The organism is Pseudomonas sp. 18058 (assembly GCF_902706155.1).
In the GTDB taxonomy this organism is placed as follows: Bacteria; Pseudomonadota; Gammaproteobacteria; order Pseudomonadales; family Pseudomonadaceae; genus Aquipseudomonas; species Aquipseudomonas rustica.
Window position 1 is genome coordinate 19,654 of record NZ_CACSJY010000023.1, and the last position, 22,469, is coordinate 42,122.

Annotated in this window: 19 protein-coding genes and 1 pseudogene; 7 read left to right on the forward strand and 13 right to left on the reverse strand. The window is 58.5% G+C overall.

Annotation, left to right across the window (positions count from 1 at the left end; all coding sequences use genetic code 11):
• The first annotated feature begins 11 nt into the window (after nt 1-11).
• From GVL50_RS14440 to GVL50_RS14455, 4 genes are all read left to right on the forward strand, one after another.
• Nucleotides 12-932, forward strand: coding sequence for an ABC transporter permease (locus tag GVL50_RS14440; protein ID WP_371926000.1), 921 nt, complete (start codon nt 12-14; stop codon nt 930-932).
• Entirely contained in the window at nt 922-1,746 is an 825-nt protein-coding gene (locus tag GVL50_RS14445) for an ABC transporter permease (protein WP_016986393.1), read from the forward strand. Before GVL50_RS14440 ends, GVL50_RS14445 begins: the two co-directional genes overlap by 11 nt.
• A 149-nt stretch (nt 1,747-1,895) precedes the next feature.
• Entirely contained in the window at nt 1,896-3,320 is a 1,425-nt protein-coding gene (locus tag GVL50_RS14450) for a gamma-aminobutyraldehyde dehydrogenase (protein WP_053117490.1), read from the forward strand.
• Nucleotides 3,321-3,540: 220 nt separating this feature from the next.
• On the forward strand, nt 3,541-5,025 hold the full coding sequence (locus GVL50_RS14455; protein ID WP_159813816.1) for an APC family permease: 1,485 nt from the start codon (nt 3,541-3,543) through the stop codon (nt 5,023-5,025).
• A gap of 43 nt (nt 5,026-5,068) precedes the next feature.
• On the opposite strand, the gene GVL50_RS14460 is transcribed toward GVL50_RS14455, so the two are convergent.
• From GVL50_RS14460 to GVL50_RS14470, 3 genes are all read right to left on the reverse strand, one after another.
• Nucleotides 5,069-5,695: an RloB family protein gene (locus tag GVL50_RS14460; protein ID WP_159813818.1), complete on the reverse strand. Its 627-nt coding sequence runs from the start codon at nt 5,693-5,695 to the stop codon at nt 5,069-5,071.
• Nucleotides 5,696-5,697: 2 nt separating this feature from the next.
• Nucleotides 5,698-6,951, reverse strand: a complete 1,254-nt coding sequence (locus GVL50_RS14465) for an ATP/GTP-binding protein (RefSeq protein WP_159813820.1) — start codon at nt 6,949-6,951, stop codon at nt 5,698-5,700.
• 409 nt (nt 6,952-7,360) lie between these two features.
• Complete coding sequence (locus tag GVL50_RS14470; RefSeq protein WP_008081608.1) at nt 7,361-7,546, reverse strand: hypothetical protein; 186 nt, start codon at nt 7,544-7,546, stop codon at nt 7,361-7,363.
• Nucleotides 7,547-7,949: 403 nt separating this feature from the next.
• Between GVL50_RS14470 and GVL50_RS14475 the strand changes: the two genes are divergently transcribed.
• Entirely contained in the window at nt 7,950-9,578 is a 1,629-nt protein-coding gene (locus GVL50_RS14475) for a glucan biosynthesis protein D (RefSeq protein WP_159813822.1), read from the forward strand.
• A gap of 179 nt (nt 9,579-9,757) precedes the next feature.
• On the opposite strand, the gene GVL50_RS14480 is transcribed toward GVL50_RS14475, so the two are convergent.
• From GVL50_RS14480 to GVL50_RS14490, 3 genes are all read right to left on the reverse strand, one after another.
• Nucleotides 9,758-10,864: an NADH:flavin oxidoreductase/NADH oxidase gene (locus GVL50_RS14480; RefSeq protein ID WP_159813824.1), complete on the reverse strand. Its 1,107-nt coding sequence runs from the start codon at nt 10,862-10,864 to the stop codon at nt 9,758-9,760.
• A 252-nt stretch (nt 10,865-11,116) separates the two neighbouring features.
• Entirely contained in the window at nt 11,117-12,826 is a 1,710-nt protein-coding gene (recJ, locus tag GVL50_RS14485; RefSeq protein WP_159813826.1) for a single-stranded-DNA-specific exonuclease RecJ, read from the reverse strand.
• A 55-nt stretch (nt 12,827-12,881) separates the two neighbouring features.
• Nucleotides 12,882-13,424: a YaeQ family protein gene (locus tag GVL50_RS14490; protein ID WP_007908961.1), complete on the reverse strand. Its 543-nt coding sequence runs from the start codon at nt 13,422-13,424 to the stop codon at nt 12,882-12,884.
• Between the two features lie 146 nt (nt 13,425-13,570).
• Between GVL50_RS14490 and GVL50_RS14495 the strand changes: the two genes are divergently transcribed.
• The gene (locus tag GVL50_RS14495) at nt 13,571-14,770 is read left to right on the forward strand and encodes a CaiB/BaiF CoA-transferase family protein (RefSeq protein ID WP_159813828.1); all 1,200 of its coding nucleotides are present in this window, start codon (nt 13,571-13,573) and stop codon (nt 14,768-14,770) included.
• Nucleotides 14,697-15,677 (forward strand): TIGR02285 family protein, encoded by a 981-nt coding sequence (locus tag GVL50_RS14500; protein WP_159813830.1) that lies wholly within the window; start codon nt 14,697-14,699, stop codon nt 15,675-15,677. Before GVL50_RS14495 ends, GVL50_RS14500 begins: the two co-directional genes overlap by 74 nt.
• A gap of 176 nt (nt 15,678-15,853) precedes the next feature.
• On the opposite strand, the gene GVL50_RS14505 is transcribed toward GVL50_RS14500, so the two are convergent.
• The 7 genes and pseudogenes from GVL50_RS14505 to GVL50_RS14535 all read right to left on the reverse strand — a co-directional run.
• Nucleotides 15,854-16,135, reverse strand: a complete 282-nt coding sequence (locus tag GVL50_RS14505; RefSeq protein WP_053117463.1) for a DUF3509 domain-containing protein — start codon at nt 16,133-16,135, stop codon at nt 15,854-15,856.
• Between the two features lie 164 nt (nt 16,136-16,299).
• Nucleotides 16,300-16,707, reverse strand: a complete 408-nt coding sequence (locus GVL50_RS14510; protein ID WP_159813832.1) for a response regulator — start codon at nt 16,705-16,707, stop codon at nt 16,300-16,302.
• Between the two features lie 117 nt (nt 16,708-16,824).
• Entirely contained in the window at nt 16,825-18,171 is a 1,347-nt protein-coding gene (locus GVL50_RS14515) for a transporter substrate-binding domain-containing protein (protein WP_159813834.1), read from the reverse strand.
• Between the two features lie 119 nt (nt 18,172-18,290).
• A complete protein-coding gene (thrC, locus tag GVL50_RS14520; protein ID WP_159813836.1) occupies nt 18,291-19,700 on the reverse strand; it encodes a threonine synthase in 1,410 nt (469 codons plus the stop codon).
• A gap of 109 nt (nt 19,701-19,809) precedes the next feature.
• Nucleotides 19,810-21,114 (reverse strand): homoserine dehydrogenase, encoded by a 1,305-nt coding sequence (locus GVL50_RS14525; RefSeq protein WP_007908972.1) that lies wholly within the window; start codon nt 21,112-21,114, stop codon nt 19,810-19,812.
• Between the two features lie 131 nt (nt 21,115-21,245).
• Nucleotides 21,246-21,977: a bifunctional protein-disulfide isomerase/oxidoreductase DsbC gene (gene dsbC / locus GVL50_RS14530; protein WP_053117452.1), complete on the reverse strand. Its 732-nt coding sequence runs from the start codon at nt 21,975-21,977 to the stop codon at nt 21,246-21,248.
• A 242-nt stretch (nt 21,978-22,219) separates the two neighbouring features.
• Nucleotides 22,220-22,336, reverse strand: a pseudogene (locus GVL50_RS14535) (tyrosine-type recombinase/integrase); the annotation flags it as partial.
• Between the last annotated feature and the right edge of the window lie 133 nt (nt 22,337-22,469).

Here is a 22,469-nt window from a genome sequence, read left to right on the forward strand (position 1 = left end):
GCACGCTCGCGATGACAACATCGCCGCCGTTGCGCAGGTTTTCCAATCTGCTCTACCGCAAGCCGAACCTGTATCTGTCGATGCTGCTGGTGCCGCCGCTGCTGTGGTTCGGCGCGATCTATCTTGGCTCGCTGCTGGTGCTGTTGTGGCAGGGTTTCTACACCTTCGACGACTTCACCATGGCGGTCACGCCTGACCTGACCCTGGCGAATTTCGCCGCGCTGTTTCAGCCGTCGAACTTCGACATCATCCAGCGCACGCTGAGCATGGCCATCGTCGTGTCGATCGCCAGCGCCATCGTCGCGTTCCCGATTGCCTACTACATGGCGCGCTACACCACCGGCAAGACCAAGGCGTTTTTCTACATCGCGGTGATGATGCCGATGTGGGCCAGTTACATCGTCAAAGCGTATGCGTGGACGTTGCTGCTGGCCAAGGGCGGCGTGGCGCAGTGGTTCGTGCAGCACTTGGGATTGGAGCCGGTTTTGCAGTTCATTTTGGGGATTCCCGGGGTGGGCGGCAGCACTCTGTCGACCTCGCATCTGGGGCGATTCATGGTGTTGGTTTATATCTGGCTGCCGTTCATGATCTTGCCGATTCAGGCGTCGCTTGAACGTCTGCCACCGTCGCTGTTGCAGGCCTCCGCTGACCTTGGTGCGAAGCCGCGTCAGACCTTTATGCAGGTGATTTTGCCGCTGTCGATTCCGGGGATTGCCGCCGGTTCGATTTTCACGTTTTCGCTGACCTTGGGCGACTTCATCGTGCCGCAACTGGTCGGGCCGCCGGGGTACTTCGTCGGCAGCATGGTCTACGCGCAGCAAGGTGCGATTGGCAATATGCCAATGGCGGCGGCGTTCACGCTGGTGCCGATTGTGTTGATCGCGGTTTACCTATCCATCGTCAAACGACTGGGGGCTTTCGATGCGCTCTGATTCTTCATCACAAGGGCATGCCTCTCTAGGCCTGAAAATCGCAGCGTGGGGCGGGTTGGTGTTTTTGCACTTCCCGATCCTGATCATCTTCCTGTACGCCTTCAACACCGAGGAAGCCGCGTTCAGCTTTCCGCCAAAGGGCTTCACGCTGCACTGGTTCAGCGTGGCGTTTTCGCGGCCGGATGTGCTGGAGTCGATCAAGCTTTCATTGCAGATCGCAGCCATCGCCACGTTGATTGCGATGGTGCTTGGCACGCTCGCATCGGCAGCGTTGTATCGCCGTGATTTCTTCGGCAAACAGGGCATTTCGCTGATGCTGATTTTGCCGATTGCGTTGCCGGGGATCATCACCGGGATCGCGCTGCTGGCGACGTTCAAGACGCTGGGGATCGAGCCGGGGATGTTCACCATCATCGTCGGCCACGCGACCTTCTGCGTGGTGATCGTCTACAACAATGTCATCGCCCGCCTGCGCCGCACTTCGCACAGTTTGATCGAGGCCTCGATGGATCTCGGCGCCGATGGCTGGCAGACCTTTCGCTACATCATTCTGCCGAACCTCGGCTCGGCGTTACTGGCGGGCGGCATGTTGGCGTTTGCGCTGTCGTTCGACGAAATCATCGTCACCACGTTCACCGCCGGGCATGAGCGCACGTTGCCGTTGTGGCTGCTCAATCAGTTGAGTCGCCCTCGGGATGTACCGGTGACCAACGTCGTCGCGATGCTGGTGATGATGGTGACGATGCTGCCGATCCTCGGCGCGTATTACCTGACGCGCGGCGGCGAGAGTGTCGCTGGCAGCGGCGGCAAATAACCGAATAACCACAAACCCAACCCCGTGTAGGAGCTGCCGAAGGCTGCGATCTTTTGATCTTGATCTTCAAAGCAACATCAAAAGATCGCAGCCTTCGGCAGCTCCTACAGGGGTTCGGTTTCGGCAGAACAATAAAGAGGACAACAGACATGCAAACCAAACTCTTGATCAACGGCCAACTGGTCAACGGCGAAGGCCCGGCGCAACCGGTGCTCAACCCTTCGCGTGGCGAAGTCCTGGTAGAAATCAACGAAGCCACTGAAGCCCAGGTCGATGCCGCCGTACGCGCTGCCGATAACGCCTTCGCCGACTGGTCGCAAACCGCGCCGAAAGATCGCTCGCTGCTGCTGCTCAAACTCGCCGACGCCATCGAAGCCCACGGCGAGGAGTTGGCCAAACTCGAATCCGATAACTGCGGAAAACCCTACAGCGCCGCGCTCAACGACGAGATTCCGGCGATTGCCGACGTGTTCCGTTTCTTCGCCGGTGCTAGCCGTTGCATGAGCGGTTCGGCCGGTGGCGAATACCTGCCCGGCCACACCTCGATGATCCGTCGCGATCCGGTTGGCGTGATTGCCTCGATCGCGCCGTGGAACTACCCGCTGATGATGGTCGCCTGGAAAATCGCCCCGGCGCTGGCCGCCGGTAATACCGTGGTGCTCAAGCCGTCGGAACAAACCCCACTGACCGCGTTGCGTCTGGCCGAACTGGCGTCGGAAATCTTCCCGGCCGGTGTACTCAATCTGGTGTTTGGTCGTGGGCCTACCGTTGGCAGTCCGCTGGTCACGCATCCGAAAGTGCGCATGGTCTCGCTAACCGGCTCCATCGCCACGGGCGCCAATATCATTTCCAGCACTGCCGACAGCGTTAAACGCATGCACATGGAACTGGGCGGCAAGGCGCCCGTAATCATTTTCGATGACGCGGATATCGATGCGGCGGTGGAAGGTATTCGCACGTTTGGTTTCTACAACGCCGGGCAGGATTGCACCGCCGCGTGCCGGATTTATGCGCAGCAAGGCATCTACGACAAGTTCGTCGAGAAGCTCGGCGCGGCGGTCAGCAGCATCAAGTACGGCTTGCAGGATGATCCGTCGACTGAGCTGGGGCCGTTGATCACTGCGCAGCATCGCGACCGTGTTGCCGGGTTTGTCGAGCGTGCTGTGGCGCAGTCGCACATTCGTTTGATCACTGGCGGCAAGGCTGTTGATGGCAATGGTTTCTTCTTCGAGCCGACCGTGTTGGCCGATGCGCAGCAGGACGACGAAATCGTTCGCCGCGAAGTGTTTGGGCCGGTGGTTTCCGTGACCAAATTCACCGATGAAGCGCAGGCGCTGGAATGGGCCAACGATTCGGACTACGGCCTCGCCTCCTCGGTGTGGACAGCGGATGTAGGACGCGCGCACCGCATGTCAGCTCGTTTGCAGTACGGCTGCACGTGGGTGAACACGCACTTCATGCTCGTCAGCGAAATGCCCCATGGCGGTCAGAAATTGTCCGGTTACGGGAAGGACATGTCCATGTATGGGCTGGAGGACTACACCACGGTTCGGCATGTGATGTTCAAGCACTAAGGTCAAAAGCTTCGCGAGCAAGCCCGCTCCCACAGGGGAATGCATTCCAAATGTGGGAGCGGGCTTGCTCGCGAAGGCGTCACCCCGGCTTCAAGGCAGAAACCGGCACTACGCACCACCAGGATCCCAAAACAATAACCACCGAACCGGGCGGCGCCCACAAAGCCCCGCCACGGCCTCGGCCATCCGAAATCTGCCGATTTCACGGAGCAAAACACACATGAGTTCCTCACCCGATCTCGCCACAGCCGTTGCCGACAGCGATGCCGAACAACTGCGCAAACTGGGCTACACCTCGAACTTCAACCGCAGCATGAGCCTGTGGGAAAACTTCGCCTTGGGCTTCACTTATCTGTCACCGGTCGTAGGGGTTTATACCCTCTTCGGCCTGTGCCTTGCCGCTGGCGGCCCACCGATGTTCTGGGCCTACTTGCTGGTTGGTTGCGGCCAATTGCTGGTGTGCCTGATCTTCGGCGAAGTGGTTTCGCAGTTCCCGATCTCCGGCGGCGTTTACCCTTGGGCACGCCGATTGGTCGGTAAAAAATGGGCATGGATGGTCGGCTGGATTTACTCCATCGCCCTATGCGTGACCATCGCTGCCGTTGCGGTCGGCGCTGGCCCGTACCTGGCCGCCATGCTCGGTTTCGAGCCAAGCAACAACACCAACATCGTCATCGCCCTGGTGCTGACCCTGTTCGCCACACTGGTCAACCTCAGCGGCACCAAAGTGCTGGCACGCATCGCCATGTTCGGCTTTCTCTGCGAACTGGTTGGCGCGGTGATCGTCGGCGTCTATCTGCTGGTATTCGAACGTCACCAACCGCTCAGCGTGCTGTTCAACACCTTCGACATCAGCGTCGACGGCTCGTACCTGCCGGCTTTCCTCACCGCGTCGTTGGCGGGGATGTTCCTCTACTACGGCTTCGAGGCCTGCGGCGACGTTGCCGAAGAAACCCCGAACCCGAGCGCGAAAATCCCGGTGGCCATGCGCATGACCATCTACATCGGCGGCATCGCCGCGATGTTCGCCTGCCTGGCGCTGATCCTCGCTGTGCCCGACATGCAAGCAGTGATCAACGGCACCGACAAAGACCCGGTCACCACCATCCTCAACAACGCCTTCGGCCCGGTCGGTTCGAAAGTAGTGATGGGCGTGGTGATGATTTCCTTCATCTCCTGCGTCATCAGCCTACAAGCAGCGGCGAGCCGTCTGCTGTACTCCTACGCTCGCGACGAAATGGTCATCGGCAGCCGACTGCTGAAAAAGATTTCTCCTACAACCCAAGTACCGGTTGCCGCACTGTTCGTGTCCGGCGTCCTGCCCGCGCTGATCATCGCCCTCGGTTTCTTCCTGCAAGACGCCGTGGCCACCATCGTCAGCTTCGCCGCCATCGGCATCTACCTCGCGTTCCAAATGATCGTGCTGGCCGCGCTGTATGCCCGCAGCAAAGGCTGGAAACCGAGCGGCAAATTCACCCTCGGCGCATGGGGCTGGCCGGTGAATATTGGCGCGCTGGTGTATGGCATTGGCGCAATCATCAACATGGCCTGGCCACGCACGCCGGATGCGGCGTGGTATGTGAACTATGCGATGGTGTTGAGCACGGCGATCGTGATTGGCTTGGGGCTGGTTTATATGTGGATTGGCAAACCGTATGACCATGGCAAGGCCCCGGCTGGGGATGCGTGGAAGGTGAGTCGCTAAGAATCAGTACCTGCCCGCAGGGATGCGGGCACGGTTCACAGAGCTAGATCCGTTGGGGCGTGGATAACGTTTCAAATACATCCATCAACAAATGGATTTCGGTACTGGGATTAGGCTCACCACTGGCCACCACGTCTTCTAGTACTTTCGGCGCCAGCGTTCTTGCCCGATGAAAGGGTTCACCCAGCAGCTGAGCAAAATAACTGATGGCTTTACCCTTCTCATAATTCGCCATATTGGGCTTAGTCCTCAAACTCTTGCTCACCAGATCACCCGGAGAGTTTTTCCCGGCAGATCTGAAGGGTTTTCGGCTAAAGCCAAAGTGCAAAAGAAGCCAAAATTCAAAGCATGGATACGACGCAATGACGGTGATTTTTGGATGAGACTTCGCCTCACTCAATGCACGTTCAAAACACCGGTGAGTATCGCGATCCAAAACGCAGAAGATTTTGTCGAAGTGCTCTTGTCGCTTCATCGCTCGATCGACGATGCCGCTCGGGTGGGTTACACCGCAGTGGACGATTTCAACCTTTGCCCGGGCACGAAAGTGCAGTGCCGCCTCTTCCAGATAACGCTTACCTGATTTGCTGTCTTCGCAGAGCACCAACACACTGGGTTGCGGCTTGAAGCGTGAGGCTTTTCGATCAAACGACTTATTCGAGCTCACCATTGTCAGCCCCGCCTTATCAGCGGCAATCCGCGGTAGCGGCCTTCGAAGTAGCGCTTCTCGACATCCTCGCTTTCCTGACCTTCAAAGTCGTGCACGGAAAACAGATGCGTGGCCGCGTGAGCATCGCGTTCTGTAATCCAGAATTGATCGCGACGTAGAATTTTCTCATTCATCAGATGGGTGTCGTGGGTGGTGAAGATCAGTTGCGTATTCAGCCCGTTGTCCAGATGTCGAGCGATCAAATCGGCGACGATTTCAGGGTGCAGACTGCTGCTCAACTCATCGACACTGAGAACGCCACTGCCACCGGCCTGATTCATCATGAACCACGGCAGCCAGAAACCAATCAGGTTCTTTGTGCCGCAAGACTCTTCCGAAAAATCAAACTCGGCGTCACCCGACATACTCGAGTGCGTGAGCGTCAGCTTGTCCCGTTGCGCGGCGGCAATAAACTCCTTCAGCGTGAGTTTTCTGTTATCCGCAGCCGAAACAGCATCATCCGGGCTGAGTTGAATCGCTGATACCGGAATATCCAGCGCGCAGAGAAAATCACGCAAGTCGCTCGTATGGCTTTTAACCATTTGCAAAAAACGAATCGACGCTGTGGATAAACCGGGCATGTTGTTCTGCTCAATCACCAGCAGACCACTTTGAAACCAGGAGAACGGTAAGCGCAGTTGCATCAGTTCTTCACTGCTGTGAATCACCGCTTGTGCGATAAACAACATCTTGGGGCTGGTTAAACGCTGCCAGGCGCGATGGACTTCCTTGCCACCCTCAAGGGTTTCGCCGAAAAGATAATGCTCGCCTTGCGCATCAACCTGACGTCTGTACAGCAACGTCTCTTTTCCTCGTGGAAAGCAGAGCAATTGCTCGTGAACAATCCGTTGCGCAGTCAAACCGAGGACAAATCGATAGCGCAAACCTCCTTGAACAAAGTCGTACTCAAAAGCACTGGGCTCATCTTTCAGTGTTTCGTCAAAGCGAAACGCTGAAACGGGTAACGTGGCATCCAGCGTGTCAGCGGGTATCGCCAATAAACTCCCGACGATGCCCATCGCTCGAATCAACGATGACTTGCCGGACGCATTCGGGCCATAAATCGCAGCGACCTTGAGCAATTCCGGAAGCTCCTCCGCATTCGTGGCCGCTTTGAATGTGTTGCGTGATTTGCTCAGAAGAGGGCTCGCCGCCATGGACAGCGTTTGCCTGTCCCTGAATGAGCGGAAATTGGACACCGAAAACTCGATCAACATGGAGAAACCTGCAGTTCATTCCGTGGATCCGAATAGATAAAGGAAAAACTACGGCTTGGGCGGTCGGTTGCCGCTGACACTGCAAAATCAGGCATTTCCTACAGATACTGCCTTCAGAGACAAACCCGCTTTCCTACAGTAGGTGTCGACAGAGTCGACTTGGCGTCTTGGGTAGCTAGCCGATAGGCTTTCTCTCGGCGGCGAAATCAGCGGCCCGGTTGAACAAAAAACCTGTGGCGAGGGAGCTTGTCGAATCGTCCCGCTGAGTCGCATAGCGGCCCCTCTTGAAAAAGCAGGGGACTGCTGCGCAGTCCAGCGGGAGCAAGCTCCCTCGCCACAGGTTCATTAGTAGGTTGATTGATCTGGCCACCGAAAAAGCCAAATGGCTTTCACGGTGCCCACCCCAGCGTTAAAACCGCGAAACACTCCGCATCGCATCCACCAGATACCGCATCGCAATCCGGTCACTTTCCGAAAGCTCGCGATAGCGCTCCACCAGTTTCAGTTCCTCAGAGCTCAACCGGCGCCTTCTGCGCCCGCTGCCCAGGCAGGGGAAGATGCCCAGCATGTCGGTGATGCCTTGTATTTTTGCCATGGACGATGTCCTTCTCTAGTACTGCAAAGAATTGCTTAAACACCACATCGCCCTGCCCCTTACAGCAGCGCCGTGTGCCCTGCCGGCCAAATGGATCGCGCCGGCCATGCCCATAGAATAGAAATAAATTCGCCGCTGAAAAGCGGTTTTTAGAGTAATTAGTCAAGAAAAGCAGATATGCCGTGTAAATCAGAACGTCCTGTCAGATTTTTAACCGACATGTCTTGTTTCATTGACACACTGGCGCAGTGAATCAACGAATTTTGCATTGCGAGCGAACCGTTTAAGCTAGCCGGCATCTGTTTATAGTCCGTTGCGTTTGGCCGAAGGCTTGTCCGAACCGTTATTTCTGATCCAGCACGTGCCAGGAACGGCGCGGGATTGCACACGACAGGTTGTATTTATGCACCGCAGGAATTTGCTCAAAGCGTCCATGGCCATTGCGGCTTACACCGGTCTTTCGGCCACCGGCCTGTTGGCGACCCGAGCGTGGGCTGCCAATGGCGGCGCCGCTGATGGCGAGGCGCAGGCGTTTGACTTCGAAGCGCTGAAGCGCCAAGCCAAGCAACTGGCTGGCAGTGCCTATCAGGACACTAAACAGGTGCTGCCGCCGACGCTGGCGACCATGACGCCGCAGAATTTCAACGCGATCCGCTACGACGGCAATCATTCGTTGTGGAAGGAAAACAAGGGCCAGCTCGACGTGCAGTTCTTCCACGTCGGCATGGGTTTTCGCCAACCGGTACGCATGTACAGCGTCGATCCGAAGACCCGTACCGCGCGCGAGGTGCATTTCCGCCCGGCGCTGTTCAACTACGAGAACACCTCGGTCGACACCCAGCAGCTCAAGGGCGACCTGGGTTTTGCCGGCTTCAAGTTGTTCAAGGCGCCGGAACTGGATCGCCATGACGTGGTGTCGTTCCTCGGCGCCAGTTATTTCCGTGCGGTGGATGCGACTGGCCAATATGGCCTCTCCGCACGCGGTCTGGCGATCGACACTTACGCCAAGAAGCGCGAAGAATTCCCTGACTTCACCAAGTTCTGGTTCGAGACCCCGGATCAGAACGCCACGCGTTTTGTGGTCTACGCCCTGCTCGACTCGCCGAGCGCCACCGGCGCCTACCGTTTTGATATCGATTGCCAGGCCGAGCGCGTGGTGATGGAGATCGACGCGCACATCAATGCGCGCACCGCCATCGAGCAACTGGGCATCTCGCCGATGACCAGCATGTTCAGCTGCGGCAACCACGAACGGCGCATGTGCGACACCATTCACCCGCAAATCCATGACTCGGATCGCCTGGCGATGTGGCGCGGCAACGGCGAGTGGATCTGCCGTCCGCTGAACAATCCGGCGACTCTGCAATTCAACGCGTTTGCCGATACCGATCCGAAAGGTTTCGGCCTGGTGCAGACCGACCATGAGTTCGCCAACTATCAGGACACCGTCGACTGGTACAGCAAGCGTCCGAGCCTGTGGGTAGAACCGACCACTGCGTGGGGCGAAGGCTCTATCGATCTGCTGGAAATCCCTACGACTGGCGAGACGCTCGATAACATCGTGGCGTTCTGGACACCGAAGAAACCGGTGGCTGCCGGTGATTCCCTGAACTACGGCTACAAGCTTTACTGGAGCGCTTTGCCGCCGGTGAGCACGCCGTTGGCGCGGGTGCAGGCAACTCGTTCCGGGATGGGCGGTTTCGTTGAGGGCTGGGCACCGGGCGAGCATTACCCGCCGGTGTGGGCGCGTCGTTTTGCTGTGGATTTCACGGGTGGCGGCCTGGATCGATTGCCGCAGGGCACCGGGATTGAGCCGGTGGTGACGTGCTCGAACGGCAAGGTGCAGGATTTCAGCGTGCTGGTGCTGGATGACATCAAGGGTTACCGGATTCTGTTTGACTGGTACCCGACCAGTGACAGCGTTGAGCCGGTGGAGCTGCGGTTGTTTATTCGCACCAACGATCGCACGTTGAGCGAGACGTGGTTGTACCAGTACTTCCCGCCGGCGCCGGATAAGCGTAAATACCCTTGATAATTATGTAGCGCCTCACGGGCCTCTTCGCGAGCAAGCCCGCTCCCACACTTGGAATGCATTTCCCTGTGGGAGCGGGCTTGCTCGCGAAAGCGTCCGCCCAGTCAACACAAAACCACTCACCAGAAAAAAAGCCCCGGCCATCACTGACCGGGGCTTTTTGCTTTATCGCTACTGACTCAATCGCGCAAATCAGACTCATGAATCGGCTGATCCCGATGCGTCGCACGCTGATACTGCGCCGGCCACACCGCTTTGCGTCCTCCCAGATCATCGTCGGCGTGCAGCGGCCAGTACGGATCACGCAGCAGCTCGCGGGCGAGGAAGATGATGTCGGCCTGACAGGTGCGCAGAATATGCTCAGCCTGCGCCGGCTCGGTAATCATTCCCACCGTGCCGGTGGCGATGCCTGACTCCTTGCGGACACGTTCGGCGAAACGCGTCTGATAACCCGGCCCCACCGGAATCTCAGCGTTTGCTGCGGTCCCGCCAGACGACACGTCGATCAGATCCGCGCCAAGGGTGTGCAGGCGTCGCGCCAGCTCCACGGTTTCATCCGGATTCCAGCCGTCCTCCACCCAGTCGGTGGCTGACACGCGGACAAACAACGGCAACTCTTCCGGCCAAACCGCCCGCACCGCTCCAGTCACTTGCAGCACCAGACGAATACGGTTTTCAAATGAACCACCGTACTGATCCCGGCGTTGATTGCTCAGCGGCGAGAGAAACTGATGCAGCAGATACCCATGCGCCGCGTGCACCTCAACCACACTGAAACCGGCCTTGAGTGCGCGTTTGGCAGCATCGACAAAGGCCTGGATGACGTCGGCAATCTGCCCTTCATCCAGCTGTTTCGGTTGTGTGTGTTGCGGGTCAAAGGCAATCGGCGACGGCCCGACCGGAGTCCAGCCGCCGTCATCGGGTTTAACGCTGCCATGCTTGCCGAGCCACGGCCGATGGGTGCTGGCCTTGCGCCCGGCGTGGGCCAGTTGAATGCCGGCGACCGCGCCTTGGGAGGTAATGAAGCGGGTGATGCGTTGCAGTGGTTCGATCTGTTCGTCGTTCCATAGGCCAAGGTCTTCGGCGGTGATCCGCCCGTCGGCGGTCACCGCCGTGGCTTCGGTAAATACCAGACCGGCGCCGCCCACCGCGCGGCTGCCGAGGTGCACCAGGTGCCAGTCGTTGGCGAGGCCGTCGACGCTGGAGTACTGGCACATCGGCGAGACGGCGATGCGGTTCGGAAGGGTCAGTTGGCGAAGGGTAAAGGGTTCAAGCAGCAGACTCATGGGGCACCTCTCAAATCAGTGGGCAGGCTCCAGGGTTCTGTTTGAATAGTCGACGAGTGACAGGAAAAGGTGCAGCACCCGCCCCCGCGGGCAAAAAATTCGACAAGACGTCACAAGGCCAATCAAGCAGTGCTTAGAGCCTAGTCGACAACGGGGGATCGGGGGAAATTCAAGAAAAGATCGCAGCCTGCGGCAGCTCCTACAGAGCGCACTTCTATGTAGGAGCTGCCGAAGGCTGCGATCTTTTGATCTTCAGCGCGGTTCGATATGGGCAATCATCAGTTGCACGGTCTCATTACCCCGAAACTCGTTAACATCGAGCTTATAGGCGAGCTCAACCCACTTGATCGTCGGATTCGGCCAGATATCCCGGTCAATCCCAAACGCGATGCCATCCAGCTTCACCGAGCCACACTCGCTCTTCAGCACCACTTTCAAATGCCGCTCACCGACCACCCGCTGCTCAACCAACTGAAACACCCCGTGAAACAGCGGCTCAGGAAAATGCTGCCCCCAAGGCCCGGCATGGCGCAGGGCGCGAGCCAGTTCGAGGTGGAATTCCTCCACCGCCAGCGTGCCGTCCGAGAGCATGCGTCCGGTCAGGTCTTCCTCGCGAAGTTGCCTACGCACTTCAGCGTCAAAGGCCTCGGCAAACAGCGGAAAATTCTCCTGCGGCAAGGTCAGACCGGCGGCCATCGCGTGACCACCGTACTTGGCGATCAGGGTCGGATGCTGCGCTGCAACAACGCTCAGCGCGTCACGAATATGGAAGCCCTGCACCGAGCGCCCCGAGCCCTTGAGCAAGCCATCACCGGCATCAGCAAAGGCAATGGTCGGACGGAAATAACGTTCTTTCATCCGTGATGCGAGAATACCGATCACGCCTTGGTGCCACTCCGGATCGAACAGGCACAGACCAAATGGCATCGACTCCACCGGCAAGTCCTTGAGCTGCGCCAGCGCTTCACGCTGCATGCCCTGCTCGATGGATTTGCGATCCTGGTTCATACCGTCCAGTTGCGCGGCCATTTCCTGGGCCTTGCTGGCGTCGGCAGTGAGCAGGCATTCGATGCCCAGGCTCATGTCATCCAGACGCCCGGCAGCGTTCAGGCGCGGGCCGACGATAAAACCGAGATCGGTGGACGTGATGCGAGTGGCGTCACGCTTGGCCACTTCAAGAATCGCTTTGATCCCCGGCCGTGCGCGACCGGCGCGAATTCGCTCCAGGCCTTGGTGCACCAGAATCCGGTTATTGGCGTCCAGCGGCACCACGTCGGCAACGCTGCCCAGCGCGACCAGATCAAGCAGTTCACCGATGTTCGGCTGCGGCGTGTTCTCGTACCAGCCGAGGCTGCGCAAACGCGCGCGCAACGCCATCAACACATAAAAAATTACCCCGACGCCGGCCAGTGCCTTGCTCGGAAACTCGCAGCCCGGCTGGTTCGGATTGACCAGCGCATCGGCCTGCGGCAGCTCTTCGCCGGGCAAGTGGTGGTCGGTGATCAAGACCTTTAGGCCAGCCTTTTTTGCCGCCGCCACGCCTTCGACGCTGGAAATACCGTTGTCGACGGTGACCAGCAAATGTGGCTCACGGGTCAAAGCGACTTCGACGATTTCCGGGGTCAGGCCGTAGCCATATTCAAAGCGGTTCGGCACCAGATAATCGACGTGCGCGGCACCGAGCAAACGCAAGCCAAGCATGCCGACCGTGCTGGCCGTCGCGCCGTCCGCGTCGAAGTCGCCGACGATGAGGATGCGCTGGCGTTGCTCCAGCGCCGTCACCAGCAAGTCCACCGCCGCATCAATGCCCTTGAGCTGCTGGAACGGGATCAACCGCGCCAGGCTCTTGTCCAGCTCTGCCTCGGACTGCACGCCCCGCGCCGCGTACAGGCGGGTCAGCAGTGGCGGAATATCACCGAGAAAAGGCAGAGTTTCGGGCAGTAGGCGAGGTTCGATGCGCATGGGGTGACGGAGACTTCTCTTTAATACGTGGGATTAATCAGCTACAGGCGCGGGATCAGCCGCGCTCACCTTGCAGCCATTGCAACTGGACTTCGTGCTGACCACGGTCGTCGGTGACGAAGATCGTCCCTTCACTGATCATCACGTCCCACTTGATAACGCGGGGCATGTCCTTGGCCAAGGTCTCCAGCACTTCCTGAGGGACGGCGGCGATGTTGACGTTTTTCAGGTTCTTGATCGCCGGGATCACTTTGGTTTCCCAAACGCGCAGGCTGCCGTAGGCCAGCAGGCTGGTGCGCTCGGTGCGACGCGAGCACCAGGTCAGGCGATCGGCGTCTGGCTGGCCGACTTCGATCCAGTGCAGAACGCGATCGTCCAGGCTCTTTTCCCACAGCGCAGGTTCATCCACGTCTGACAGACCGCGACCAAACGACAACTGCTCGTTGTACCAGAGGGCGTAGGCCAGCAGGCGCACGGTCATGCGCTCTTCGGTTTCCGAAGGGTGACGGGCGATGGTCTGCTTGACACTCTCGTAGACACTGCGGTCGAGGTCGGTGAGGTTCAGTTCAAATTTGTAGGTAGTGGACGGCTGGGCCATGAACGGGCTTCTTGATACGAGGAAAGGCGGCAAGTCTAACCGATGCGGTAGGCAATCATCGAATTGATGGCGATCAACCTGCGGCGTCTGACAGCCGGCTATGTTAAAACGCTGTATCCGCACAGCCTTGTCCTACAGGATTCCGCATGCCGTTTTCCAACAAGCCGCTCAGCGGCGTGAAAGTCATTGAATTGGGTACGTTGATTGCCGGGCCGTTTGCCTCGCGTATTTGCGGCGAGTTCGGTGCTGAAGTGATCAAGATCGAATCGCCGGACGGTGGAGATCCACTGCGCAAATGGCGAAAAATGTATGAAGGCACATCCCTGTGGTGGTTCGTGCAGGCGCGCAACAAGAAGTCGCTGACGCTGAACCTGAAACACCCCGACGGTTTGGCGATTCTGAAAAAACTGCTCAGTGAAGCCGACATCCTCATCGAGAACTTTCGCCCCGGTGTGCTGGAAAAACTCGGCCTGAGTTGGGAAACCCTGCACGCGCTGAACCCGAAACTGGTCATGGTGCGTCTGTCCGGTTTCGGCCAGACCGGGCCGATGAAAGATCAGCCAGGCTTCGGCGCGGTCGGTGAATCCATGGGCGGTTTGCGCTACATCACCGGTTTTGAAGACCGCCCACCGGTGCGCACCGGGATTTCCATCGGCGATTCGATCGCCGCGCTGTGGGGCGTGATCGGCGCACTGATGGCGCTGCGTCATCGCGAAGTCAATGGCGGGCTCGGCCAAGTGGTCGATGTCGCTTTATATGAAGCTATTTTCGCGATGATGGAAAGCATGGTGCCGGAGTTCGATGTGTTCGGTTTTATCCGCGAGCGCACCGGCAACATCATGCCCGGCATCACCCCCTCCTCGATTCACACCAGCGCCGACGGCAAGCATGTGCAGATCGGCGCCAACGGTGATGCAATTTTCAAGCGCTTCATGCTGATCATCGGTCGCGAAGATCTGGCTAATGACCCGATGCTGGCCAGCAACGACGGGCGCGACAGTCGCCGCGACGAGTTGTATGGCGTGATCGATCGCTGGGTCAATTCGCAGCCGCTGCAAACGGTGCTCGATCTGCTCAATCAGGCCGACGTACCGGTCAGCCGTATTTTCAGCGCCGAAGACATGTTCAGCGACCCGCAATACCTCGCCCGGGAGATGTTCCTGTCCGCCAAGTTGCCGGACGGCAAGGACTTCAAGATGCCGGGTATCGTGCCGAAACTTTCCGGGACACCGGGCAGTTCCGAATGGGTCGGGCCGACGCTGGGTGAACACAATGCGCAAGTGCTCAGCGACCTCGGTTACGACGCGCAGCAGATCGCCCGATTGCGCGAAGACGGAGCCATTTAAGCTGAAAAACCTGCATCCCTCAGACGCCAACCGCGCTCACCAATGGTGGACGTGGCGTCTGTTCGGCCTGTTGTTTTTGCTGGCCTCGCCAACGTGGGCGCAGGCGAAGCCAACGTTGATCTGGTTGCTGCGCGATTTACCGCCGATGACGATTTTCGAAGGCCCGAAAAAAGGTCAGGGGGTGATCGATCATTTGATGCCGCAACTGATTGCCGGCATGCCGCAGTACGAACACAAGATCATGCGCGTCAATCGTGCGCGTGGTTTGCAGATGCTTCACGAAAACCCTTTCGCCTGCGACCCTGCGCTGCTGTGGAACAAAGAGCGCGCGCAATGGGTGGCGTATTCGATTCCGGCGATTCGCGCTGTAGCCAATGGCCTGGTGGTGCGTCAGAAAGATCGCGCGGTACTCGAACCGTATCTGGTGGACGGTGCGGTGGATTTTTCTGCGCTGCTGGCCAGTGGTGAGCGAAAAGTCGGCGTAGTTGCCGAACGCAGTTACGGCGAATACATCGACGGACTGTTGCGCCACGCCCCCAGCGGCGCATTGACCCCGCACTACGGCAATGATGCATTGAGCAATTTGCTGTCGATGCAGCGGCTGAACCGATTACAGGTGGTGCTCGGCTATTGGCCAGAGATCCGCTATCAGGCGAAACAGGCACAAATTCCGGAAGATGAGCTGGAGTTCTATTCGATTCGCGGCACCGAGAAATATCTCTCAGGCTATGTCGCTTGTTCCGACACCACGCAGGGCCGCCAGGCCATCAGCGAAATCAATCAACTGCTGCGCACCCTGCCCCACGAGCATTTGAATCAGCTCTACGCGGCGTGGCTGGATCCCGAACGACAAGCGGATTACCTGCAGCAAGCGCGGACATTTTTCGAGCAGCAAGCCGCGCAATAGGCGAACGCCAGACAAAAGAAACCCCGAGAAGTGGGGAGACGACTCGGGGTTAAACGTGGCCTACATAAAGACCAGTAGCAGCAAGCGACAAGCACCGGAGCACAATGCTTGATCCTGCTGTTACTGGGTCTGACTGACAGGGATGCAGGAAGGTTCCCATAAAAAATATTTCATCTTTACAGCGTCGGACGTTTATCCAGCGCTGCGTTGCGCAATGCCGCGATCACACAGGGTTCCAGCCGTCCTTCGGCAATCAGCACGTCACGGTGCAGGCCGTCGACGACATCGGTCAGCAAGCGTTTGTCGCTCAACTGCGCCTGATTGAATTCGCGTTCCACCACAATGGCGCCGTTGCTGTTCTTCAGGGTCACCAGGCATTCGCCATGGCTGCCGCGAGGGGTCAACGTCACTTGATACGGGCTCAGAGCCTCACCGAGCAATAGACTGATACTTTCCATCTCGATCTCCACTCAATAGTCCGAAAACACAGTGCCTGGGGCGTGTTCACAATAAATGACCACCGGTCCGAGAAGAAAGTTCTGCCTGCGATTGCTCCATCCCTGGAGCCTTACCGGTCTATGGAGCATGCACGGCGAAGATGACAGTAAAAATACACGGCGTTTCAAGCCCCGACAGGTTGATGCAACGCGCTGAGGTATTGATCAAGCAAACCGCGCATCAACACCGCCGAAACCGGCGTTTGCAGGCGTCCGAGCAGTTGCAGCTCATGCGCGTGCAGCAGCGTTTCAAGGTCGGTCAGCAGGCTCGGCGCCACGTTGCCCAGCAGAATCAATGCGCGTGACTGCTCCTGCCGGGTCAGATGATGGATCAACGCCAAGCCATCGCCGCCCTTGAGTTGCGGGTCGCAAATAGCGATATCGATGACGCCGCTTTGCTCCAGCGAACCCAAGGCCGAACCCAGCGACGGCGCGGTCAGTACGTTGTAGATGCCGATGGCGTTGAGCATCTGGTGCAACGCCATCAACTGGAACGGATTGTGTTCAAGGATCAGGACTTTGAGCGAGCGCATAGGCGACCTCTGAAACGGCGGGTGCGGACTCTCACCGCAGACACCGTTCACTCTAGGGCAGCCGTCCTCAGCCTCCCATCGGAAAAGGCCTCAGGGGTTATAGGACTTTTCCCAAACTCAGTGCAGACGTCCGCTCATGTCTGTCCAGCCACCGAGCAGTCCGCGCAGTTTTCCGTCGGCGCTGTAAAACGGCACCGTCCATTGGTAGATCTCCCGCGAGCCGTTTTTGAATTGCAGTTGGCGCCGGCAGAATCGCGTTTTGCGCGTCTGCAGCTGCGCCATGAATTCGTCGTGAAGCATGCGTGACGTGATCTTTGGCAGGGCATCAACCTCCATCAGCGAGCGTCCCTGAACCTGATCGAAACGAATGTCGAGCGCCTCCTCATAACTGCGATTGCACATGATCAAGCGACCCAGCAGGTCGCGGACGAACACCGGATCGGGCATTGAATTGATCAACGCATGCTGAAACGCCAACTGGTCGCCGAGATCTTTTTCAGCTTCAGTGCGTTGCCTGATCGCCGCGCGTAATCGCCGATTCCAGACCAGCGACAACAGACCGAACGTGCCAATCACGGCCATCGCCCAACAGCCCCAACTGGCGAACCGCTGCCACACCGAGGGCACCCGCAACGGGGAAACACCGTCGAGCCATTTGAGCCGAATCGCGCGCAACTCCTCCGGCGGAAAAGCCTCAAGCGCCTTGTTGAGGATGCTCAATAACTCCGGCTGGCCCTTACGCACCGCCAAGTGATCTGCCTCCCATTTTCCTTCGAGCAAATCGCCGACCCTGAGCAATCCGGAAGGAAACAACTGCGCGCCAATCTCGTTTTCAATCGTGGCATAAGCCTCACCACTTTCGACCAACGCCCGTGCTTCGGCATAGGTTTTCACCGAGCGGATCTCAATGGCCGGATAGTCGCGGCGGATGATGCCTTCCAGCGCGTGCCGGGCCGGCAGCACCAGCACACGTTTGGCCAACTGCTCCAGCGACTGCACCTGTGGTTCGCCAACACGCCCGACAAACACCCAGCCGGCACCGCCAAAGGCATGGCTGAAATCGAGGAACACTTTGCGCTCATCGCTCATCGCCAGCGTGGTGCTGATGTCCGCTTCACCGCGCTCCAGCCGTTCGAGCAGGTGGTCGGTGGAGAAAGACTCTTGATGCACAAACTGCAAACCGGTCATCGCGCTGATACGCTTGAGCACATCACTGTTCAGGCCGTTCCAATGCGCATGTTCATCCTGGAACAGGTACAGCGGATACTGCACGGACGCGACGATGACACGCGGATTGTCGCGGATCCATTGCTGCTCTTCTGCGTTGAGCTCGATGGGCTGAACCTTGCCGACTTCGCCGTCATGCTGCATCAGTTGCGCCGCTACCCCCCAGCGCATGAACCCCAGCATTGCCAATAAAAACAGCCAGCACAGGGCTGGCTTCAAATCTCTGGAAAACCACATTGCCACTTCCTTCGTGATCAACTCACCCGTCCTTCGTGGGTGAAAACCCGAGCAGTGTGGCAGCAGAAACAAAAAAGCCCGTCAGGAGACGGGCTTCAAAATGTGACAGCTTTTACGGCTTACAGCGGCTTGCCGCGGTTGCCATGCTGGCTGACAAAGGCTTGCACGGCTTTCAGCTCGTTTGGCAGAACGGTACAGCGCTCGTTTCGCTCAAACAAATCAGAAAGATGTGCAGGTAGTTCGAGCGCTTTTCCTACACCGGCTTTCTCTACGGCTTCAGGGAATTTCACCGGGTGAGCGGTGCCCAGGATGACCATCGGGATATCCAGGCTGCGACGGCATTCACGCGCAGCTTTAACACCGATGGCGGTGTGCGGATCCAGCACTTCGCCAGTCTGCTCGTAGACTTCAGCGATGGTTTCGCAAGTCTGTGCGTCATCCACGGCCAGCGAATCGAACAGCTTGCGCGCTTCGGTCCAGCGTTCTTGCTCGACGCTGAAACCGCCGCCCTGCTTGAACGAATCCATCAGACCGGCGATTGCTGCGCCGTTGCGACCGTGCAGGTCGAACAGCAGGCGTTCGAAGTTCGACGAGACCATGATGTCCATCGACGGCGACAGCGTGGCGTGCAGGGTGTCCTTGACGTACTGATTGCCGCTCATGAAGCGGTGCAGGATGTCGTTGCGGTTGGTGGCGACGATCAACTGGTTGATCGGCAGGCCCATGTTGCGCGCCAAGTAACCGGCAAAGATGTCGCCGAAGTTGCCGGTTGGCACCGAGAACGACACCGAACGCGCCGGGCCGCCCAACTGCAGTGCGGCGTGGAAGTAGTAAACGATCTGGGCCATGATCCGCGCCCAGTTGATCGAGTTCACCGCCACCAGACGCGTGCCTTTGAGGAAGCTCTGGTCAGCGAAGCTGTTCTTGACCATTTCCTGGCAGTCATCGAAGTTGCCTTCGATGGCGATGTTGTGGATGTTCTCGCCGAAGATCGTGGTCATCTGGCGACGCTGCACTTCCGACACGCGCTTGTGCGGGTGCAGGATGAAAATGTCGACGTTTTCGCAGTGCTTGCAGCCTTCGATGGCGGCCGAACCGGTGTCACCGGAAGTAGCGCCAACGATCACTACGCGCTCGCCGCGTTTTTCCAGAACGTAGTCGAGCAAACGACCGAGCAGTTGCAGGGCGAAGTCCTTGAACGCCAGGGTCGGGCCGTGGAACAGCTCCAGCACCCATTCGTTGCCGTTCAGCTGACGCAGCGGCGCCACGGCGCTGTGGGCGAACACGCCGTAGGTTTCTTCAAGAATCTTTTTGAAATCGGCATCCGGAATGCTGCCGGTGACGAACGGGCGCATCACCCGGAAGGCCAGTTCGTGATACGGCAGGCCGGCCCAGGAAGCGATTTCTTCTTGGGTGAAACGTGGCAGGTTTTCCGGAACGTACAGACCGCCGTCGGTCGCCAGACCAGCCAGCAGGACGTCTTCGAAATTCAGGGCCGGTGCCTGGCCGCGGGTACTGATGTAACGCATAAGGGCAAACCTTCGGTTTGGGCTTCAAGCTACGAGCTACAAGCTGCAAGTAAAAGCCAGACCGCTTTTCTCTTGCCGCTTGCAGCTCGAATCTTGCAGCTGCTTCTATTTAGTTCAAGTGCTCGACGCGGATCCGTACTACCGGACCATTCACGCCGGCCAGCGCTTCGAGGGCGGCGATGGCATCGTTGATGCGCTGCTCGACCACACGGTGGGTCAGCAGGATCATCGGCACCAGACCGTCGTGTTCCTCGACTTCCTTCTGCATGATCGACTCGATGTTGATGCCGCGCTCCGAGAGGATGCTCGCCACTTGAGCCAACACGCCCGGATGATCCTTGGCCTGAATGCGCAGGTAGTAAGCGCTTTCGCAGGCTTCGATCGGCAGGATCGGATGGGCCGACAGCGAGTCCGGCTGGAAGGCCAGGTGCGGCACGCGGTTTTCCGGATCGGAGGTCATGGCGCGAACCACGTCGACCAGATCGGCGATCACCGACGAAGCGGTTGGCTCCATGCCGGCGCCGGCGCCGTAGAACAGCGTCGAACCGGCGGCGTCACCGTTGACCATCACCGCGTTCATCACGCCGTTGACGTTGGCGATCAGACGATCGGCCGGGATCAGCGTCGGGTGCACGCGCAACTCGATGCCGGCAGCGGTGCTGCGCGCCACGCCGAGGTGCTTGATGCGATAGCCCAGCGCTTCGGCGTAGTTGACGTCAGCGGTGGTCAGCTTGGTGATGCCTTCGGTGTAAGCCTTGTCGAATTGCAGCGGGATGCCGAACGCGATGGAAGCCAGAATCGTCAGCTTGTGCGCGGCGTCGATGCCTTCAACGTCGAAGGTCGGATCGGCTTCGGCGTAACCCAGTGCCTGCGCTTCGGCCAACACGTCTTCGAAGGTACGACCCTTCTCGCGCATTTCGGTGAGGATGAAGTTACCAGTGCCGTTGATGATCCCGGCGACCCAGTTGATGCGGTTGGCGGACAGGCCTTCACGGATCGCCTTGATCACCGGAATGCCACCGGCCACGGCCGCTTCGAACGCCACGATCACGCCTTTCTCGCGAGCCTTGGCGAAAATTTCATTACCGTGAACGGCAATCAGAGCCTTGTTCGCGGTGACCACATGCTTGCCATTCTCGATGGCCTTGAGTACCAGCTCGCGGGCAACGGTGTAGCCGCCCATCAGCTCTATAACGATGTCGATCTCAGGGTTTGTGGCCACTTCGAAGACATCGTTGGTAATCGCAATACCGGTCGTCTGGAACTGAGGCTTTGGCGTGCGCATGGCAATTTGTGCCACTTCGATTCCACGCCCGGCACGACGAGCAATTTCCTCGGCGTTGCGCTGAAGTACGTTGAAGGTACCGCCACCGACGGTGCCTAACCCACAGATGCCTACTTTGACCGGATTCACTGTGAACTCCCCATAAAACGGCCGACGCTGGGTCGGCCGGAAAACAACCGCGTGCTCGCGGCTCTCTATTGATGGCCCGGCAATGTTGCTGCCGGACCATGATCGTCAGCGGCTGACCGTGACGATGCGAATTACTTCGCGCCCAGCGCCAGTTTGGCGACTTGTGGCGCAGGCTGGTAGCCCGGAATGACTTGTCCGTCGGCCAAAACGATGGCCGGTGTACCGTTCACGCCAATCGACTGACCCAGAGCGAACTGTTTGGAAACCGGGTTCTCGCACTTGGCGGCCTTGATTTCCTTGCCATCGACCATTTTGTCCATGGCAGCTTTCTTGTCTTTCGAGCACCACACGGCTTGCAGTTGCTCGTCACCCGGCGAACCGAGGCCCTGACGCGGGAACGCAACATAGCGCACTTCGATGCCGCGCTTGTTCAGCTCAGGCACTTCGGCGTGCAGCTTGTGGCAGTACGGGCAGGTGGTGTCGGTGAACACGGTGATGTGCGATTTGGTTTCGCCGATCGCCGGGTAGACCACGGTTTCGGCAACCGGAATGGCGTTGACCAGTTTGGAGACGCCCAGGCGTTCGGTTTTCTCGGTCAGGTTGACCGGTTTGCCGTCCTTGAGCTGGAACAGGTAACCCTGAACGATGTACTGGCCATCGGCGCTGGCGTAGAGCACGCGGCTGCCTTTGAGTTTGACTTCGTACATGCCTGGCAACGGGCTGGCATTGATGCTTTCTACCGGAACCTCGAGTTCGAGTTTTTCCAGGCTTTGACGAATCGCTTTGTCGGCCGCGTCATCGGCGACGGCAAAGGTGCTGACCAACGCAATGGCTGCGGCGGCGAAAATCTGGGTCAGACGCATGAGAACTCCTGAAGGCGGACAAATGGAACGATCAGAACGCCCGTGCCGGAACACCGGGTCATAACCGTCCATCGTGCAAACCGGCAAAGCCTAACACATAAGGCCACGGTGGCCGAATGCGCCTGTCGCCACTCCTCACACCTGCTTTATGTAGGAGCTGCCGCAGGCTGCGATCTTTTGATTTTGTTTTTAAGATCAAAAGATCGCAGCCTTCGGCAGCTCCTACACGGGGAGGTATGGAGTTAACCGCGCGGGTGGTGTTTGGCGTGCAGCTCTTGCAGACGGGCGCGGGCGACGTGGGTGTAGATTTGTGTGGTGGAGAGGTCGCTGTGGCCGAGCAACATCTGCACTACGCGCAACGCATTGCCTCTGCAACTGCTACACCCATATGTGACTGACACACATTATTGTGGTGAGGGGATTTATCCCCGCTGGGTTGCGAAGCAGCCCTAAAACCATCCAACCCGATCTATCAGACAAACCGAGCAAGCC

Coding starts and splice junctions, on each gene's coding strand:
- GVL50_RS14440 (WP_371926000.1), top strand. CDS start 12: ATGACAACATCGCCGCCGTTGCGCAGGTTTTCCAATCTGCTCTACCGC.
- GVL50_RS14445 (WP_016986393.1), top strand. CDS start 922: ATGCGCTCTGATTCTTCATCACAAGGGCATGCCTCTCTAGGCCTGAAA.
- GVL50_RS14450 (WP_053117490.1), top strand. CDS start 1,896: ATGCAAACCAAACTCTTGATCAACGGCCAACTGGTCAACGGCGAAGGC.
- GVL50_RS14455 (WP_159813816.1), top strand. CDS start 3,541: ATGAGTTCCTCACCCGATCTCGCCACAGCCGTTGCCGACAGCGATGCC.
- GVL50_RS14460 (WP_159813818.1), bottom strand. CDS start 5,695: ATGGTGAGCTCGAATAAGTCGTTTGATCGAAAAGCCTCACGCTTCAAG.
- GVL50_RS14465 (WP_159813820.1), bottom strand. CDS start 6,951: ATGTTGATCGAGTTTTCGGTGTCCAATTTCCGCTCATTCAGGGACAGG.
- GVL50_RS14470 (WP_008081608.1), bottom strand. CDS start 7,546: ATGGCAAAAATACAAGGCATCACCGACATGCTGGGCATCTTCCCCTGC.
- GVL50_RS14475 (WP_159813822.1), top strand. CDS start 7,950: ATGCACCGCAGGAATTTGCTCAAAGCGTCCATGGCCATTGCGGCTTAC.
- GVL50_RS14480 (WP_159813824.1), bottom strand. CDS start 10,864: ATGAGTCTGCTGCTTGAACCCTTTACCCTTCGCCAACTGACCCTTCCG.
- recJ (WP_159813826.1), bottom strand. CDS start 12,826: ATGCGCATCGAACCTCGCCTACTGCCCGAAACTCTGCCTTTTCTCGGT.
- GVL50_RS14490 (WP_007908961.1), bottom strand. CDS start 13,424: ATGGCCCAGCCGTCCACTACCTACAAATTTGAACTGAACCTCACCGAC.
- GVL50_RS14495 (WP_159813828.1), top strand. CDS start 13,571: ATGCCGTTTTCCAACAAGCCGCTCAGCGGCGTGAAAGTCATTGAATTG.
- GVL50_RS14500 (WP_159813830.1), top strand. CDS start 14,697: ATGCGCAAGTGCTCAGCGACCTCGGTTACGACGCGCAGCAGATCGCCC.
- GVL50_RS14505 (WP_053117463.1), bottom strand. CDS start 16,135: ATGGAAAGTATCAGTCTATTGCTCGGTGAGGCTCTGAGCCCGTATCAA.
- GVL50_RS14510 (WP_159813832.1), bottom strand. CDS start 16,707: ATGCGCTCGCTCAAAGTCCTGATCCTTGAACACAATCCGTTCCAGTTG.
- GVL50_RS14515 (WP_159813834.1), bottom strand. CDS start 18,171: ATGTGGTTTTCCAGAGATTTGAAGCCAGCCCTGTGCTGGCTGTTTTTA.
- thrC (WP_159813836.1), bottom strand. CDS start 19,700: ATGCGTTACATCAGTACCCGCGGCCAGGCACCGGCCCTGAATTTCGAA.
- dsbC (WP_053117452.1), bottom strand. CDS start 21,977: ATGCGTCTGACCCAGATTTTCGCCGCCGCAGCCATTGCGTTGGTCAGC.